The 16,790-nt window shown below is 70.3% G+C and carries 15 protein-coding genes; all 15 read left to right on the forward strand.

Annotated features, from left to right (window positions below):
- Positions 1-39: 39 nt before the first annotated feature.
- The 15 genes from HF577_RS03570 (at position 40) to HF577_RS03640 (ending at position 16,774) form a co-directional block, all read left to right on the forward strand.
- Positions 40-753: a demethylmenaquinone methyltransferase gene (locus HF577_RS03570; protein ID WP_312858921.1), complete on the forward strand. Its 714-nt coding sequence runs from the start codon at positions 40-42 to the stop codon at positions 751-753.
- Positions 754-888: 135 nt separating this feature from the next.
- Positions 889-2,199, forward strand: coding sequence for a geranylgeranyl reductase family protein (locus HF577_RS03575; protein WP_169394275.1), 1,311 nt, complete (start codon positions 889-891; stop codon positions 2,197-2,199).
- Between the two features lie 105 nt (positions 2,200-2,304).
- Complete coding sequence (locus HF577_RS03580; RefSeq protein ID WP_169394276.1) at positions 2,305-2,670, forward strand: NADH-quinone oxidoreductase subunit A; 366 nt, start codon at positions 2,305-2,307, stop codon at positions 2,668-2,670.
- 1 nt (position 2,671) lies between these two features.
- Entirely contained in the window at positions 2,672-3,223 is a 552-nt protein-coding gene (locus HF577_RS03585) for a NuoB/complex I 20 kDa subunit family protein (RefSeq protein ID WP_169394277.1), read from the forward strand.
- A gap of 6 nt (positions 3,224-3,229) precedes the next feature.
- Positions 3,230-4,117 carry an NADH-quinone oxidoreductase subunit C gene (locus tag HF577_RS03590; protein WP_169394278.1) on the forward strand — a complete coding sequence of 296 codons (888 nt, stop codon included), beginning with the start codon at positions 3,230-3,232 and terminating at the stop codon, positions 4,115-4,117.
- Positions 4,118-4,151: 34 nt separating this feature from the next.
- Positions 4,152-5,486 (forward strand): NADH-quinone oxidoreductase subunit D, encoded by a 1,335-nt coding sequence (locus HF577_RS03595; protein ID WP_169394279.1) that lies wholly within the window; start codon positions 4,152-4,154, stop codon positions 5,484-5,486.
- On the forward strand, positions 5,483-6,286 hold the full coding sequence (gene nuoE, locus HF577_RS03600; RefSeq protein ID WP_169394280.1) for an NADH-quinone oxidoreductase subunit NuoE: 804 nt from the start codon (positions 5,483-5,485) through the stop codon (positions 6,284-6,286). Before HF577_RS03595 ends, nuoE begins: the two co-directional genes overlap by 4 nt.
- On the forward strand, positions 6,283-7,626 hold the full coding sequence (gene nuoF / locus HF577_RS03605) for an NADH-quinone oxidoreductase subunit NuoF (protein ID WP_169394281.1): 1,344 nt from the start codon (positions 6,283-6,285) through the stop codon (positions 7,624-7,626). Before nuoE ends, nuoF begins: the two co-directional genes overlap by 4 nt.
- Positions 7,623-10,076 (forward strand): NADH-quinone oxidoreductase subunit G, encoded by a 2,454-nt coding sequence (locus HF577_RS03610; RefSeq protein WP_169394282.1) that lies wholly within the window; start codon positions 7,623-7,625, stop codon positions 10,074-10,076. The genes nuoF and HF577_RS03610 overlap by 4 nt, the downstream gene beginning before the upstream one ends.
- A 35-nt stretch (positions 10,077-10,111) precedes the next feature.
- Positions 10,112-11,407: an NADH-quinone oxidoreductase subunit NuoH gene (gene nuoH, locus HF577_RS03615; RefSeq protein WP_169394358.1), complete on the forward strand. Its 1,296-nt coding sequence runs from the start codon at positions 10,112-10,114 to the stop codon at positions 11,405-11,407.
- Positions 11,400-11,942, forward strand: a complete 543-nt coding sequence (gene nuoI / locus HF577_RS03620) for an NADH-quinone oxidoreductase subunit NuoI (protein ID WP_169394283.1) — start codon at positions 11,400-11,402, stop codon at positions 11,940-11,942. Before nuoH ends, nuoI begins: the two co-directional genes overlap by 8 nt.
- Positions 11,939-12,766 carry an NADH-quinone oxidoreductase subunit J gene (locus tag HF577_RS03625; RefSeq protein ID WP_169394284.1) on the forward strand — a complete coding sequence of 276 codons (828 nt, stop codon included), beginning with the start codon at positions 11,939-11,941 and terminating at the stop codon, positions 12,764-12,766. The genes nuoI and HF577_RS03625 overlap by 4 nt, the downstream gene beginning before the upstream one ends.
- Positions 12,763-13,062 carry an NADH-quinone oxidoreductase subunit NuoK gene (gene nuoK, locus HF577_RS03630; protein WP_169394285.1) on the forward strand — a complete coding sequence of 100 codons (300 nt, stop codon included), beginning with the start codon at positions 12,763-12,765 and terminating at the stop codon, positions 13,060-13,062. The genes HF577_RS03625 and nuoK overlap by 4 nt, the downstream gene beginning before the upstream one ends.
- Positions 13,063-13,241: 179 nt before the next feature.
- Positions 13,242-15,152 carry an NADH-quinone oxidoreductase subunit L gene (gene nuoL, locus HF577_RS03635; RefSeq protein WP_169394359.1) on the forward strand — a complete coding sequence of 637 codons (1,911 nt, stop codon included), beginning with the start codon at positions 13,242-13,244 and terminating at the stop codon, positions 15,150-15,152.
- Positions 15,149-16,774, forward strand: a complete 1,626-nt coding sequence (locus HF577_RS03640) for an NADH-quinone oxidoreductase subunit M (protein ID WP_169394286.1) — start codon at positions 15,149-15,151, stop codon at positions 16,772-16,774. Before nuoL ends, HF577_RS03640 begins: the two co-directional genes overlap by 4 nt.
- Positions 16,775-16,790: the final 16 nt, after the last annotated feature.

Below are 16,790 nucleotides of genomic sequence, written 5' to 3' on the forward strand. Positions count from 1 at the left end.
GGTGTGGGGGGTTGGGGCGGTCCGCGTAGCGTTCCCCGCGTGAGCCGCGCCGACCTCGACAAGGATCCGCACGACGTCGCCGCGATGTTCGACGGCGTCGCGCGCCGCTACGACCTCACCAACACCGTGCTCACCGCCGGGCAGGACCGGCGGTGGCGGGCCCGCACGCGGGAGGCGCTGCAGCTGCGGCCGGGGGACCGGGTGCTCGATCTCGCCGCGGGCACCGCCGTGTCGACGGTGGAGCTGACCCGTTCCGGTGCCTGGTGCGTGGCGGCCGACTTCTCGCTGGGGATGCTCCAGGCGGGTGCCCACCGTGCGGTGCCGAAGGTGGCGGCCGACGCGTTGCACCTGCCGTTCCGGGACGCCGCCTTCGACGCGGTGACGATCTCGTTCGGGCTGCGCAACGTCGCCGATCCCGATGCCGCCCTCGCCGAGCTGGCGCGGGTCACGCGGCCGGGCGGCCGGCTGGTGGTGTGCGAGTTCGGCCGTCCGACGTTCGCGCCGTTCCGGGTCGCCTACCACCTGGGGCTGGAGCGGGTGCTCCCCGCGGTCGCGGAGCGCGTCTCGAGCAATCCGGAGGCCTACCGCTACCTCGGTGAGTCGATCCGCGCCTGGCCCGCCCAGCCCGAGCTGGCCCGGCGCATCGCGGCTGCCGGCTGGACGCAGGTGGCCTGGCGGGACCTGGCTCTGGGGGCGGTCGCCCTGCACCGGGCCCGCCGTCCGTACCGTGTCGTGGACCGTCCGGCGGGCTGACGCTGCCGATGTTGAACGCCCGGCGCAGTCGATCTGCGGCGTCGGGGAGGCGCCGCCCGGGTGGCGGACGCGCGCTCACTCGCCCGGGTGCATAGACTCCGTAAGACTTCGTGAATCTGTTCACAAGGAGCCGTTTTGGTCGCGCCCGAACCCACCACCGTCGGCGGGCGACCGGATGCCGACGCCGACGTCATCGTCGTCGGTGCCGGTCCCGCCGGGTCCACCGCCGCTGCATACCTCTCACGTGCCGGTCTCGACGTGCTCCTCCTGGAGAAATCGACGTTCCCGCGGCCGAAGGTCTGCGGCGACGGCTTCACGCCCCGCGGCATGAAGCAGCTGATCGACCTGGGCATCGACTGCTCGGAGAGCAACGGCTGGCTGCACAACAAGGGCCTGCGGGTGGTGGGTGGCGGCGTCACCCTCGAGCTGGAGTGGCCCACCCTCGCGAGCTTCCCGAACTTCGGTGCCGTCCGGCCCCGGCAGGACTTCGACGAGCTGCTCGTGCGCCACGCCGAGAAGTCCGGCGCGCGGCTGCACGAGGACACCACGGTCACCGAGGCCCTCACCGACCCGCGGACGGGCCGGGTCACCGGCGTGGCCGGCATGGTCGGCAAGGGCAAGGACCGCCGCCCGGTCTCTTACCGGGCGCCGCTCACCCTCGCGTGCGACGGCGTGAGCGCCCGGCTCGCGTTGAGCCTCGGGATGGCCAAGCGCGACGACCGGCCGATGGGGGTGGCCGTCCGCCGGTACTACAACAGTCCCCGCACGCACGACGACTTCCTCGAGAGCCACCTCGAGCTGTGGGACCGCTCGAACCCGGCCGACCCCAAGCTGCTGCCGGGCTACGGCTGGATCTTCGGGATGGGCGACGGCACGTCGAACGTCGGGCTCGGGATCCTGTCCACGAGCAAGGCCTACGGGTCGACCGACTACCGGGCGCTACTGAAGTCCTGGCTCGACGGGACCCCGGAGGAGTGGGGCTTCCGCGACGGGAACGCGGTGGGCAGCGTCGGCGGGGCGGCCCTGCCGATGGGCTTCAACCGCACCCCGCACTACCGCCCCGGCCTGCTGCTCGTCGGCGACGCGGGCGGCATGGTCAACCCGTTCAACGGGGAGGGCATCGCCTACGCGATGGAGTCGGCGGCGATCGCGTCCCGGTGCGCGGTGCAGGCGCTGGCCCGCTCGGGCGCGTCGGCGGAGGCGGCACTGGCCGGCTATCCGGTCGCGATGAGCCAGGCGCTGGGCGGTTACTACCGAATCGGCAACGTCTTCTCGAAGCTCATCGGGAACCCGTCGGTGATGGGCCTGGCCACGAAGTACGGTCTGCCGCGCGTGACCTTGATGCGCTTCATCCTCAAGCTGCTCGCCAACCTCTACGACCCGAAGGACGGGGGCGTGAGCGACCGGGTCATCACCACGATGACCAGGCTCGCACCGAGTTTGTAGTACTAAGGCATGCCTGGCTCCGGCCAGGGCCGCGCCCCGACTTAGTGTCGCGAGCGGTGTCTGACCAGGAAGAGTCCGCTACTAGTAGACGACAGGGCTGAACGGATGCTCGATCCTTACCTCCCGCTGGTGCTGATGTTCGCCCTGGCCGGTGCGTTCGCGCTGTTCTCGGTGACGGCCGCGCCCTACATCGGGCCGCGGCGCTACAACCGGGCGAAGCTCGACGCCTACGAGTGCGGCATCGAGCCTTCACCCCAGCCCGTCGTGGGTGGTGGCCGCATGCCGGTCGCCTACTACCTGACGGCGATGCTGTTCATCCTGTTCGACATCGAGATGGTCTTCCTCTATCCGTTCGCGGTCAGCGCCGATGCGCTCGGACTGTTCGGGCTGGTGGAGATCGTGCTGTTCATCGTCACGGTCGGCTTCGCCTACGTATACGTGTGGCGGCGCGGCGGACTGGATTGGAACTGAGATGGGTCTGGAAGAGCACCTGCCCAGCGGCGTACTGCTGACCAGTGTCGAGAAGCTGGTCAACTGGACCCGCAAGTCCTCGCTGTGGCCCGCCACCTTCGGGTTGGCCTGCTGCGCGATCGAGATGATGACCACCGGGGCGCCACGGTACGACCTGGCCCGCTTCGGGATGGAGGTCTTCCGCGCCTCGCCGCGCCAGGCCGACCTGATGATCGTCGCGGGCCGGGTGAGCAACAAGATGGCTCCCGTCCTGCGCCAGATCTACGACCAGATGCCCGAGCCCCGCTGGGTGCTGGCGATGGGCGTCTGCGCCTCGTCGGGGGGCATGTTCAACAACTACGCGATCGTGCAGGGCGTCGACCACGTCGTCCCCGTCGACATGTACCTGCCCGGCTGCCCGCCGCGGCCGGAGATGCTGATGGACGCGATCCTCAAGATCCACGCCAAGATCATGGACGAGCCCCTCGGTGCCAAGCGGGCCGCTGCGCTCGCGGAGAGCGGCTACAAGACCGAGCTGGTGCCGTCCTCGATCAAGTACGCGAAGAAGAAGTGACCGGCCATGGCTGACGAGAACACCGGCACGTCCGGCACGTCCAAGGAGAGCGGCGAGCCGACCGGCGGCGCCCAGTCCTCCGCGGAGGCGAGCGGAGCCGACACCGCCGCGCAGCGCGCCGCGGGAGGCGAGCGGCCCGCGGGCGGCGAACCGGAGCAGACGGACGCGCCGATCGACGCGCGGTCCGCCGCCGATGGCGGTGACCGGTCCACCCCGGAGGGGGGCACGCGGGTCGCGGCCCCGGCCACCCGCGAGCGCCAGGGGATGTTCGGGGTCACCGGCTCCGGCGACACCTCCGGCTTCGGCGGGCTGCGGTTGCCCGGGCACGCCCCGGCCCCGGCCGAGCGGCCCTTCGGCGGCTGGTTCGACGAGTTCGCCGACGACTTCGCCGAGGCGCTGGCCGAGCGCGGGGTGCCGCGCGGCGCGGTGCAGCAGATCACCATCGACCGCGGCGAGATCACGTTCTACGTGCGGCGCGAGCGCATCCTCGACCTCTGCCGCACGCTGCGCGACGACGAGGGCCTGCGCTTCGAGCTGTGCTCCTCGGTGTCCGGGGTGGACTACGGCGAGGGCGTCGCTCAGCGGCTGCACGTCGTCTACCACCTGACGTCGATGACCTACCGGCGCCGTATCCGGCTGGAGGTCGCGCTCGACGTGGACGACCCGCACCTGCCGAGCGTCGTCGAGGTCTACCCGACGGCCGACTGGCACGAGCGGGAGACCTGGGACATGTTCGGCGTGATCTTCGACGGCCATCCGGCGCTCACCCGGATCCTGATGCCGGACGACTGGGAAGGCCACCCCCAGCGCAAGGACTACCCGCTCGGCGGGATCCCGGTGGAGTACAAGGGGGCGGAGATCCCGCCTCCGGACCAGCGGCGGTCCTACACGTGACCCCCGACGACCTCATCTCCGCGGAGGCGGCGACATGACGGACATCCGTGACGACGCTCCCACGCCCGATGCGTACGCGTCGGAGCGTGAGACCACCGAGGGCACGGTCTACACCGTCACCGGTGGCGACTGGGACACGTTCCTCGACGAGGAGCACGACGACCGCATCGTCATCAACATGGGCCCGCAGCACCCGTCCACGCACGGCGTGCTGCGGCTGGTGCTGGAGCTCGAGGGCGAGACGGTGCAGCAGGCCAGGTCGGTGATCGGCTACCTGCACACCGGTATCGAGAAGAACTGCGAGTACCGCACCTGGACCCAGGGCGTCACCTTCGTGACGCGCATGGACTACCTCGCGCCGATCTTCAACGAGACCGCGTACTGCCTGGCGGTGGAGAAGCTGCTGGGCATCGAGGCGCCGCGCCGCGCGACCGTGGCCCGGGTGCTGCTCATGGAGCTCACGCGCATCGGCTCGCACCTGGTGTGCCTGGCCACCGGCGGGATGGAGCTGGGCGCGCTCACCGGTATGACGGCGGGCTTCCGGGAGCGCGAGGAGGTGCTGCACCTGCTCGAGTTCCTCACCGGCCTGCGGATGAACCACGCGTTCGTCCGGCCCGGTGGTCTCGCACAGGACCTCCCCGACGGCTGGGAGCAGAAGGTCGCCGAGTTCGTCGCGCTGATGCGCACGCGGCTGCCCGACTACGACAAGCTGCTCACCGGGCAGCCGATCTGGCGCCAGCGCCTCGAGAAGGTCGGTTACCTGCCGCTGGACGGGTGTCTCGCGCTCGGCGCCACCGGGCCGATCCTGCGCGCGGCGGGGCTGCCGTGGGACCTGCGCAAGGTGGAGCCCTACTGCGGCTACGAGGAGTACGACTTCGAGGTCCCCACGGCCACCGAGGCGGACTGCTACGCCCGCTACCGGCTGCGGGTCGCGGAGATCCACGAGTCGCTGAAGATCATCGAGCAGGCCGCCCAGAAGATGGAGCCCGGCCCGGTCATGGTCGAGGACCGCAAGGTCGCCTGGCCTGCGCAGCTCTCGATCGGCTCGGACGGGATGGGCAACAGCCTCGAGCACGTCCGCAAGATCATGGGTCAGTCGATGGAGTCGCTGATCCATCACTTCAAGCTGGTCACCGAGGGCTTCTCGGTGCCGGCCGGCCAGGTGTACGTACCGATCGAGTCGCCCCGCGGTGAGCTGGGCTACCACCTGGTGTCCGACGGGGGTACGCGCCCGGTGCGTGTCCACGTCCGCGACCCCAGCTTCGTGAACCTGCAGACGATGCCGGCGATGAGCGAGGGCGGCATGGTGGCGGACGTCATCGCGGCCGTCGCGTCGATCGACCCGGTCATGGGAGGCGTGGACCGATGACAACGCCGGAAGGCACGCCCGAGGCGAACGGCCGGCCGGCCGCGCCGGAGGAGGTCGTGTGGGAGGCGGTGGCGCAGGAGCCGTCACCCGTCTCACCGGTCTTCGACGAGGTGACCCGCCAGCGGACGAAGGAGATCATCGCTCGCTACCCACAGTCACGATCGGCACTCCTCCCGTTGCTGCACCTCGTGCAGTCGGTGGAGGGTTTCGTCAGCCAGGACGGGATCCGCTACTGCGCTGAAGCGTTGGAACTGACGACCGCCGAGGTCTCCGCGGTAGCCACCTTCTACACAATGTACAAGCGCAGCCCGTGCGGAGAACACCTGGTCAGCGTGTGTACGAACACACTCTGCGCCGTGCTGGGTGGCGACGCGATCTACAAGCGGCTCAGCGAGAAGCTCGGCGTCGGCCACGAGGAGACGGCGGGCGAGCCGGGCACCCCGGGTTCGATCACGCTCGAGCACGCGGAGTGCCTGGCGGCCTGCGACCTGGGCCCGGTGCTGCAGGTCAACTACGAGTACTTCGACAACCTCACGCTTGAGTCGGCGGAGGCGCTGGTGGACGCGCTGCAGCGCGGCGAGCGGCCGGCGCCCACCCGCGGGGCACCACTCACCGACCTCAAGACCGTGGAGCTCGAGCTGGCCGGGATCTTCCCCGACCTGGAGCGCAGCGTCGAAGGCCCCTCGACCGCACCGGAGACGGTGCGCGGCGCGCAGCTGGCGGCCGACCGCGGCTGGGTCGCCCCGCCGATGCCCGACGCCCCACCGGCCTTGCCGGACCTCCCGGAGAAGAAGTCATGACCGCTGCACAGACCAACCCGCCGGCGCCCGACCCGCTCACCCCGGTGCTCACCCGGCGCTGGCTGTCGCCCCGCTCGTGGTCGATCGACACCTACGAACAGCTGGAGGGCTACCAGGCCCTCCGGTCCGCGCTCGCCGCGCACCCCGACCAGCTGATCCAGCTGGTGAAGGACTCCGGTCTGCGCGGGCGTGGCGGTGCGGGCTTCCCCACGGGGATGAAGTGGAGCTTCATCCCGCAGGGGCCCACCGGGCCGGGCGCCAAGCCCAAGTACCTCGTGGTCAACGCCGACGAGGGCGAGCCGGGCACCTGCAAGGACATCCCGACGATGATGGCGGACCCCCACTCCCTGGTGGAGGGTTGCATCATCACCTGCTACGCGATCCGCTCGAACTTCTGCGCGATCTACGTGCGTGGCGAGGCGCTGCACTGCATCCGCCGGGTGCGCCGTGCGGTGGAGGAGGCCTACGCCAAGGGCTACCTGGGCAAGGACATCCTCGGCTCCGGCTTCGACCTGGACATCGTGGTGCACGCCGGCGCCGGTGCGTACATCTGCGGCGAGGAGACGGCGCTGCTCGACTCGCTCGAAGGTCGTCGCGGTCAACCGCGCCTCAAGCCTCCGTTCCCGGCCACGTCCGGTCTGTACGCATCGCCCACTGTGGTCAACAACGTGGAGACCATCGCCTCGGTTCCCGCGATCGTGCAGGGCGGCAGCGACTGGTTCCGCAGCATGGGCTCGGAGAAGAGCCCCGGCCCGAAGATCTACTCGGTGTCCGGGCACGTCGAGCGGCCCGGCCAGTACGAGGCGCCGCTGGGCATCACGCTGCGGCAGCTGCTGGATCTCGCGGGCGGGATGAAGGACGGGATCCCACTCAAGTTCTGGACGCCGGGCGGCTCGTCCACCCCACTGTTCACCGCCGAGCACCTCGACGTCCCGCTGGACTTCGAGGGCGCGGCAGCGGCCGGGTCGATGCTGGGCACCACCGCGGTGCAGGTCTTCAACGAGACCGTGTCCGTGCCGTGGGCGGTGATGAAGTGGACCGAGTTCTACAAGCACGAGTCCTGCGGCAAGTGCACGCCGTGCCGCGAGGGCACCTACTGGCTCGTCCAGATCCTCGAGCGCATGGTGCACGGCGAGGGCACCGAGGCCGACGTCGAGACGATGCTCGACATCTGCGACAACATCCTGGGCCGCTCGTTCTGCGCACTGGGTGACGGTGCGACCAGCCCGATCACCAGCGGCATCAAGTACTTCCGCCAGGAGTTCCTGGACCTGATCGCCGCCCAACCCGCGGTGGCACGTCCGGAGCAGCTGGCCGAGCTGACCGGAGCCACGGCATGACAATCGCTCCCGAGGAGAAGAAGGAGGCGCGGCCCGTACCCGAGGGCCACGTCCGCCTCACGATCGACGGCCTCGAGGTCGACGCGCCCAAGGGCGAGTTGCTGATCCGCACCTGCGAGCGCCTGGGGATCATCGTCCCGCGCTTCTGCGACCACCCCCTGCTCGACCCGGCAGGCGCCTGCCGCCAGTGCCTGGTCGAGGTGGAGATGGGCGGGCGCCCGATGCCGAAGCCGCAGGCCAGCTGCACGATGACCGTGGCCGACGGCATGGTCGTCAAGACCCAGCACTCCTCTCCCGTGGCCGCGAAGGCCCAGGAGGGGGTGATGGAGCTGCTGCTCATCAACCACCCGCTGGACTGCCCGATCTGCGACAAGGGCGGCGAGTGCCCCCTGCAGAACCAGGCGATGAGCACCGGCCGCACCGACTCGCGGTTCGTCGACACCAAGCGGACGTTCCCCAAGCCGCTGCCGATCTCCACGCAGGTGCTGCTCGACCGCGAGCGCTGCGTGCTCTGCCAGCGCTGCACCCGGTTCTCCGAGGAGATCGGGGGCGACCCGTTCATCGATCTGCTCGAGCGCGGTGCGCACCAGCAGATCGGGGTGGCCGAGGACAAGCCGTTCCAGAGCTACTTCTCCGGCAACACCATCCAGATCTGCCCGGTCGGCGCGCTGACGAGTGCCGCGTACCGGTTCCGCTCCCGCCCGTTCGACCTCGTCTCCACCGACGGCGTCTGCGAGCACTGTGCGTCGGGCTGCGCCCAGCGCGTCGACACCCGGCGCGGCACGGTGCTGCGCAGGCTGGCCGGCAACGACCCGGCGGTCAACGAGGAGTGGAACTGCGACAAGGGGCGGTTCGCGTTCCGCTACCTCGGTTCGCCGGAGCGGATCACCCGTCCGATGGTCCGGGGCGCTGACGGGGTGCTCGTCGAGACCTCGTGGACCGAGGCGCTCACGGCCGCGGCAGAGGGCCTCACCGCCGCCCGTGAGGGTGGCATCGGGGTGCTCGCGGGCGGCCGGCTGACCGTCGAGGACGCCTACGCGTACGGCAAGTTCGCCCGCGTGGCGGCGCACACCAACGACGTCGACTTCCGGGCCCGGCCGCACTCGGCCGAGGAGCTGGAGTTCCTGGCGGCGCACGTCGTCGGCCAGGGCCCCGAGGTGCTCGACTACGCCCGGCTGGAGGCCGCGCCCGCGGTCCTGTGCGTGGCGTTCGAGCCGGAGGAGGAGTCGCCGATCGTCTTCCTCCGCCTGCGCAAGGCGGCCCGCAAGCACGGCCAGCAGGTGTTCCACCTCGGCCAGTGGACCACTCCGGCCGTCGCGCGCACCTCGCGCGACACCGGGGCCGCGTCCCCGGCGGCCAAGGACAACCTCGTCCGCTCGGTCCCGGGCGCCGAGGCTGCCGTGCTCGCCGAGCTCCCGGAGCACGTCGTCGCCGCGCTCACCGGTGGCGGCGTGATCCTCGTGGGGGAGCGCGCAGCCGAGGTGCCGGGCCTGTACTCCGCGGTGTCGGCGCTGGCCGCCCGCACCGGTGCCGTCGTCGGCTGGGTGCCGCGCCGGGCCGGTGAGCGCGGTGCGCTCGACGCCGGTGCCGTCCCCACGCTGCTGCCCGGCGGCCGCCCGGTCACCGACGCTGCCGCGCGTGCCGAGATCGAGGCGGCCTGGGGCCTGGCGGCCGGAACGCTGCCCACCGCCCCGGGCCGCGACACCGACGAGATCCTGGCGGCCGCCGCGATCGGCGAGCTGGCCGCGCTGGTGGTCGGCGGGCTCGACCCGCACGACCTCGCCGACCCGGCCGCCGCCCTCGCCGGGCTGCGGGAGGTCGGGTTCCTGGTGAGCCTGGAGATGCACACCTCGGCGGTCACGGAGCTGGCCGACGTCGTGCTGCCGGTGGCTCCGGACGCCCAGCGGTCCGGCAGCTACCTGAACTGGGAGGGCAGGCGCCGCGAGTTCACGCCAGCCCTCGACGCGAGCGGCGTGCTCCCGGACTGCCGCGTGCTCGACACGCTGGCCGTGGAGATGGACGCCGACCTGTTCACGCAGACGCCCGCCGCCGCGGCCGGTGAGCTGGGCCGGCTCGGGCTCGGCGCCCGGACGGCTGCGGCGGCGCCGTCGGTGCCGCCGGTGGAGCCGCTGCGCCCGGCCTTCGGGCAGGCGGTGCTCGCGACCTGGCGCCAGCTGGTGGACGACGCGGCCCTGGCCGTCGACGAGCCCGCACTGGCGGGCACGGCACGACCGGCGTTCGCGCGGGTCAACGCGGCCACGGCCGAGCGGCTCGGCCTCGTCGAGGGGCAGCCGGCCACGGTGCGCACCGACCGCGGTGCGGTCACCCTGCCGGTGGCGCTGGCCGATCTACCCGACGGTGTGGTGTGGCTGCCGGGCAACTCCGACGGCAGCCGCGTCCGCAGCGTTCTCGGAGCAGGTCACGGTGACCTCGTGGGGGTGACGGCATGACCACCATCCAGCTGCTCGCGCAGGCGCCGGGTGGGATGACCCGCACCCAGCAGCTGCTGGCCGACGACCCGATCTGGCTGGTGCTGCTCAAGGTGGTGGCGCTGTTCGCCATCGGCGTGGTGCTCACCCTGTTCATGATCAACCTCGAGCGCAAGGTGGTGGGCCGGATGCAGCAGCGTCCCGGCCCGAACCGGACGGGCCCGGGTGGCTGGCTGCAGAGCCTCGCCGACGGGCTCAAGCTGGCGTTCAAGGAAGACATCATGCCGGTGATGGCCGACAAGCGGGTGTACTTCATCGCCCCGGTCATCTCGACGATCCCGGCGTTCGTGGCGTTCTCGGTGATCCCGTTCGGCGGCGAGGTCTCGATCTTCGGCGAGCCGACCGTCCTGCAGCTGGTGGACCTCCCCGTCGGGGTGCTGGTCGTGCTCGCCTGCAGCTCCATCGGTGTCTACGGGATCGTGCTCGGCGGCTGGGCCTCGGGTTCCCCGTACCCCCTGCTCGCCGCGCTGCGCAGCGCGGCGCAGGTGATCTCCTACGAGATCGCGCTCGGCCTCTCGATCGTCGGCGTGATCCTCTACGCCGGGTCGCTGTCCACGGCCGACATCGTGGCGTCCCAGAGCAGCGGGTGGTATCTGCTGCTGCTGGCGCCCAGCTTCGTGGTGTTCGTGATCGCGATGGTCGGGGAGACCAACCGGGCGCCGTTCGACCTGCCGGAGGCGGAGTCGGAGCTGGTGGGCGGGTTCCACACCGAGTACTCGTCGCTGAAGTTCGCGCTGTTCTTCCTGGCCGAGTACGTCAACATGGTCACCGTCTCGGCGATGGCCACCACGCTGTTCCTGGGCGGTGGGCAGTGGCCGTGGCCGCTGTCGTTCCTCAACGCCAACGGCTGGCTGCAGTTCGTCGCGTTCCTGATCAAGACGTTCATCTTCCTGTTCGTCTTCATCTGGCTGCGCGGCACGCTGCCCCGCCTGCGCTACGACCAGTTCATGCGGCTGGGCTGGAAGGTGCTGGTCCCGGGCAGCCTGCTGTGGATCCTGACGATCTTCGCGATCCGCACCTACCGCACCAGCGGCGCCGGCAACGTCACCACGTTGCTGGTGGCGGTGGGGATCGGGCTCGCCGTGGTGCTGGTGGTGGCGTTCCTGGTGCCCGACCGGCAGGTCGAGGAGCCGGTGATCGAGCTGGCCTCCGACTACCCGGTGCCGCCGATCGACCTCGCCGTGCCCACACCGTCACGACACAAGCTCCGCGCCCGCCCGGTGGACGCCGGGCAGGTGCGGGAGCCGGCCCTGACCGGTGGTTCCGCTGCCAAGGAGACCGACGATGTTTGAGTTCTTCAAGGGCTTCGGTGTCACCTTCTCGACGATGTTCAAGAAGGTCGTCACCGAGGAGTACCCGGAGAACTTCCCGCCAGCCGCGCCGCGCTACCACGGCCGCCACCAGCTCAACCGCCATCCGGACGGGCTGGAGAAGTGCGTGGGGTGCGAGCTGTGCGCCTGGGCCTGCCCGGCGGACGCGATCTACGTCGAGGGCGGCGACAACACCGAGGAGGCGCGCTACTCCCCGGGTGAGCGGTTCGGCGCGATCTACCAGATCAACTACCTGCGCTGCATCGGCTGCGGGCTGTGCATCGAGGCCTGCCCCACCCGCTCGTTGACGATGACCAACTTCTACGAGATGGCCGACGACAACCGGCAGGACCTGATCTACACGAAGGAGCAGCTGCTCGCGCCGCTGCTGCCGGGCATGGAGCAGCCGCCGCACCCGATGCGCCTCGGGAACGACGAGCAGGACTACTACGTGCAGGGCCCGACCCTGGCCCGGAAGAACCCGGAGACCGACCCGGTGGGGGAGCAGGTCAAGTGAACGTTCTCGTTCTCGCGCAAGCGGCACCTGACGCCGTCGGCGTCGGCGAGGCCGTCGTCTTCTGGATCCTCGGCCCGATCGCGCTCGCCGGCGCGCTGGGCATGGTGTTCGCCCGCAACGCCGTGCACTCCGCGCTCGCACTGGTCGGCACGATGTTCTGCCTCGCGGTGTTCTACATCGTGCAGCAGGCGCCGTTCCTCGGCTTCGTGCAGATCATCGTCTACACGGGCGCGATCATGATGCTGTTCCTGTTCGTGCTGATGCTCGTCGGCAGGGACAGCTCCGACTCGGTGGTCGAGGTGCTGCGTGGCCAGCGGATGGCCGCGCTGCTCCTGGGCATCGGGCTCGCGGTGCTGCTGGTCGGCGCCCTCGGGAGCTCCCTCACCTCCGTCACCTCGGTCGGCCTGGCCGCGGGTGGCGCGGGCGCGGGCGGCAACGTCACCGGGCTCGGGGCGCTGATCTTCACGAAGTACCTGTTCGCCTTCGAGCTCACCTCCGCGCTGCTCATCACCGCGGCGCTGGGCGCCATGGTGCTGGCCTTCGCGCAGAGCAAGGGCCACCTCAAGCGTGGCCAGCGGGCCACGGTCGAGGCGCGCCTGCGCGGTGAGCACGACCGGATCTCGCCGCTGCCCGGCCCCGGTGTCTACGCCACCGCCAACTCGGTGGCCGTCCCGGCCGTGCTGCCCGACGGCTCGATCGCGCCGGAGTCGATCTCGGCGATCATCGACGCCACCCCGGTGGCCCCCACCGACGAACGGCACCCGGACGCGCACGCCCTCACCGGTTCTCGGTCCGCCGACGACACCTCCGAGGAGACCCGGTGAGCCCCACCTACTACCTGCTGCTCTCGGCGCTGCTGTTCTCCATCGGCGCGGTGGGCGTGCTGGTGCGGCGCAACGCGATCGTCGTGTTCATGTGCATCGAGCTGATGCTCAACGCCGTGAACCTGAGCCTCGTCACGTTCTCGAGGATCAACGGCCAGCTCGACGGCCAGGTCATGGCGTTCTTCGTGATGGTCGTGGCCGCCGCCGAGGTCGTGGTCGGTCTCGCGATCATCATGTCGATCTTCCGCACCCGCCGGACCGCGTCGGTCGACGACGCGAACCTGCTGAAGTACTGAGACCTAGGAGTGCTCCCCGTGCACACCACGCCCCGTCTGTCGCGGGCCCGGCGCGAACGTCGGTCGAGGCCCACCAGTGATGTCCGTGCCGTGACCGGCGCGGCCACCGGTCGGAGCCCGCGATGAACGCGGTGTTCGCCCAGGCCACCGAGCTGCCCTCGGTCGAGGCAGCCACCGGCATGGCCTCCCTGGCCTGGCTGCTGTTCGCACTCCCGGCGCTCGGGGCACTCGTGCTCTTCGTCGCAGGCAGGCGGGCGAACGCGTGGGGCCACTGGCTCGGCGTGCTCACCGTGGTCGCGTCGTTCGTGGTGGGTCTGCTGATCTTCCTCGAGACCCTCCAGCTCGACCCCGCCCAGCGGACGCGGGAACTGTCGCTCTACGACTGGGTCGCGGTCGCAGGTCTCAACGTCCACTACGGCCTGCGGATCGACCCGCTGTCGCTGACGTTCGTGCTGCTCATCACGGGTGTCGGTGCGCTGATCCACATCTACTCGGTCGGCTACATGAGCCACGACCCAGGTCGTCGGCGGTTCTTCGCACAGCTCAACCTGTTCATCGCGGCGATGTTGCTGCTCGTCCTCGGCAACAACTTCGTGATGCTCTACCTCGGCTGGGAGGGCGTCGGTCTGGCGTCGTACCTGCTGATCGGCTTCTACCAGGACCGCCCGTCCGCGGCTACCGCCGCCAAGAAGGCCTTCCTGATGAACCGCGTCGGTGACGTCGGGCTGGCGATCGCGATCTTCGTGCTGTGGTCGCAGCTGGGCACTCTCCAGTACGACGCCGTGTTCGAACGGATCGGCCAGGTCTCGACGCCGGCGCTCGTCGCGATCACGCTGTTGCTGCTGCTCGGCGCCTGCGGCAAGTCCGGCCAGTTCCCGCTGCAGTCCTGGCTTCCGGACGCGATGGAGGGCCCCACCCCGGTGTCGGCGCTGATCCACGCGGCGACGATGGTCACCGCGGGGGTCTTCCTGATCGCGCGGACGAGCCCGATCTACAACCTCACGGAGACCGGCAGGCTGATCGTCATGCTGGTCGGGGTGATCACCCTCCTGATCGGGGCGATCATCGGGTGCGCGTACGATGACATCAAGAAGGTGCTCGCGTACTCCACGGTCAGCCAGATCGGCTACATGATCCTCGCGGTCGGTCTGGGACCGGTGGGCTACGCGCTCGGCATCGCCCACCTGCTCGCGCACGGCTTCTTCAAGGCAGGGCTCTTCCTCGGCGCCGGGTCGGTTATGCACGCGATGCACGACGAGGTCGACATGCGCAGGTTCGGTGGCCTGGCCCGGTACATGCCGATCACGTTCGTGACGTTCGGCCTCGGCTACCTCGCGCTGATCGGCTTCCCCGGCCTGTCCGGGTACTTCACGAAGGACGAGATCATCGTTGCCGCCTTCACGGCACCCGGCTGGCAGGGGTGGGTCTTCGGGCTCGCCGCCGCGCTCGCTGCCGGTCTCACCGCCTTCTACATGACCCGCCTGATGCTCATGACCTTCTTCGGCGAGAAGCGCTGGAAGGATCTCCGCACGGCCGAGGGCGAGGAGTACCACCCGCACGAGTCGCCTGCGGTGATGACGGGGCCGATGATCGTGCTCGCGATCGGCTCGGTCTTCGCGGGCTTCCTGCTCACCAACAACCACGTGCTGGCCACCTGGCTGGCCCCGTCGGTCGGTGAGCAGGCGGAGCCTGCGCACGCCGCGCTGTCGCACACCGAGGTCACCATCCTCACCCTCGTGCTCGCCGCGCTGGGCGTGCTGGCCGCCTACCTGCTGGTCGGCAGGCGGCCCACGCCCGTCGAGCGCCCCGAGCCGGTGTCGCTCCCCGTGCAGGCGGCACGCCGCGACCTGTACGCCAACGCCATCAACGAGACTCTCATCGCGCGGCCCGGCACCTGGCTCTCCCGCGCGCTGGTCTACGTCGACAACCGCGGGGTCGACGGCCTGGTCAACGGCACGGCCGCGCTGTTGGGCGGCAGTTCGGGCCGCCTGCGGCGGCTCCAGACCGGGTTCGTTCGCTCCTACGCGCTCTCGATGCTCGCCGGTTCGGTGCTCGTCGTGGCGGCGCTCCTGGCGGTGCGGTTCGCATGAATGACGGTTCCGTGACCTCAGGGGGAAGCGTGTTGCTCCTCGTCCTGCTGCTCCTCCCGCTCATCGGTGCCCTCGTGGTGGCTCCGATGAAGGAGAACCAGCGACTGGCCAGGCTCGTCGCGCTCGGGTTCGCGCTGGTGGAACTCGTGCTCACCGCGGTCACCTGGCTCTCCTACTCGGTGGCCGACGCCGCGAGCGGCACCCGGTTCCAGCTCGAGCTCTCGGTGCCGTGGATCCCCGCCTTCGGCACGCGGTTCGCGCTCGGCATCGACGGGATCGCGCTGGTGATGCTCGCGCTGATCGCCGTGCTGGTGCCGATCGTGATGGCGTTCTCCTGGGAGGAGAAGCTGCCGGAGGGCCGCACGAGGTCGGGCTACTTCGGACTGCTGCTGGCCACCCAGGGCCTGCTGGTCGGGGTGTTCGCCGCCACCGACGTGTTCCTGTTCTACGTGTTCTTCGAGGCCATGCTGATCCCGATGTACTTCATGATCGGGCGCTTCGGCGGGCCGCGCAGGCAGTACGCGGCGGTCAAGTTCTTCCTGTACTCGCTGCTCGGTGGGCTGATCATGCTCGCCTCGGTGATCGGCCTCTTCGTCGCGAGCGGCGAGCAGTTCGGCCAGGGCACCTTCACCTGGACCGACCTGCAGCGGATGGCGGCGAGCCTGCCGGAGTCCACGCAGATCTGGCTGTTCCTGGGCTTCTTCGTCGCGTTCGCGATCAAGGCCCCGCTGGTGCCGTTCCACACCTGGCTGCCCGACGCCGGTGCCGAGGCCCCGGTCGGTGCGGGTGTGCTGCTGGTCGGCGTGCTGGACAAGGTCGGCACGTTCGGCTTCCTGCGGTACTGCCTCCCGCTGTTCCCCCTCGCGTCCCAGCGGCTCGCGCCGCTGGTGCTCATCCTCGCCGTCATCGGGATCCTGTACGGCGCGCTGCTCGCCGTCGGGCAGACGGACATGAAGCGGTTCGTGGCCTACACCTCGATCGCGCACTTCGGGTTCATCGCGCTCGGGATCTTCGCCTTCTCCACGCAGGCCTTCGCGGGGTCCGCGCTGTACATGGTCAACCACGGCCTGTCCACCGGGATGCTCTTCATCGTGGTCGGCCTGCTCATCGCGCGCGGCGGGTCGCGGCTGGTCACCGACTACGGGGGCGTCAGCAAGCCGGCCCCGCTGCTGGCCGGCGCGTTCCTCGTCGCCGGGCTCTCGTCGCTGGCCATGCCCGGCACCAACTCGTTCGTCAGCGAGTTCCTGGTGCTCGTCGGCTCCTACCCGCGCGAGCCGGTGTACACGATCCTGGCCACCGTCGGCATCGTCCTCGCGGCGCTCTACGTGCTGTGGATGTACCAGCGCACCATGCAGGGCCCGGTGCGTGGCGCCGCGGTGCTCGGTGCGCTGGAGCGGGGCGGACCCGGCACCATGCTCGACCCCGGCGTCGCCGCGAAGCGTGACGGATCCGGGTTCCCGGACCTGTCGAAGCGCGAGATCGCGGTGCTGACGCCGCTGATCGTGCTGATCATCGTGCTCGGGTTCTTCCCGGGCCCGGTGCTCGACGTCATCAACCCGTCCGTGGTGGCCACCATGAACGAAGTGGGTCTCTCCGACCCGGTGGGAGGACTGTCCCGGTGACCAGCCAGGCCCAGGT

It is taken from the genome of Pseudonocardia xinjiangensis, from assembly GCF_012911925.1.
Classification (GTDB): Bacteria; Actinomycetota; Actinomycetes; order Mycobacteriales; family Pseudonocardiaceae; genus Pseudonocardia; species Pseudonocardia xinjiangensis.

Excerpts from the sequence above, each read along its gene's own strand:
- HF577_RS03580 (WP_169394276.1), top strand. The coding sequence starts at position 2,305 with ATGCTCGATCCTTACCTCCCGCTGGTGCTGATGTTCGCCCTGGCCGGT.
- HF577_RS03585 (WP_169394277.1), top strand. The coding sequence starts at position 2,672 with ATGGGTCTGGAAGAGCACCTGCCCAGCGGCGTACTGCTGACCAGTGTC.
- HF577_RS03590 (WP_169394278.1), top strand. The coding sequence starts at position 3,230 with ATGGCTGACGAGAACACCGGCACGTCCGGCACGTCCAAGGAGAGCGGC.
- HF577_RS03595 (WP_169394279.1), top strand. The coding sequence starts at position 4,152 with ATGACGGACATCCGTGACGACGCTCCCACGCCCGATGCGTACGCGTCG.
- nuoE (WP_169394280.1), top strand. The coding sequence starts at position 5,483 with ATGACAACGCCGGAAGGCACGCCCGAGGCGAACGGCCGGCCGGCCGCG.
- nuoF (WP_169394281.1), top strand. The coding sequence starts at position 6,283 with ATGACCGCTGCACAGACCAACCCGCCGGCGCCCGACCCGCTCACCCCG.
- HF577_RS03610 (WP_169394282.1), top strand. The coding sequence starts at position 7,623 with ATGACAATCGCTCCCGAGGAGAAGAAGGAGGCGCGGCCCGTACCCGAG.
- nuoH (WP_169394358.1), top strand. The coding sequence starts at position 10,112 with ATGACCCGCACCCAGCAGCTGCTGGCCGACGACCCGATCTGGCTGGTG.
- nuoI (WP_169394283.1), top strand. The coding sequence starts at position 11,400 with ATGTTTGAGTTCTTCAAGGGCTTCGGTGTCACCTTCTCGACGATGTTC.
- nuoL (WP_169394359.1), top strand. The coding sequence starts at position 13,242 with ATGGCCTCCCTGGCCTGGCTGCTGTTCGCACTCCCGGCGCTCGGGGCA.
- HF577_RS03640 (WP_169394286.1), top strand. The coding sequence starts at position 15,149 with ATGAATGACGGTTCCGTGACCTCAGGGGGAAGCGTGTTGCTCCTCGTC.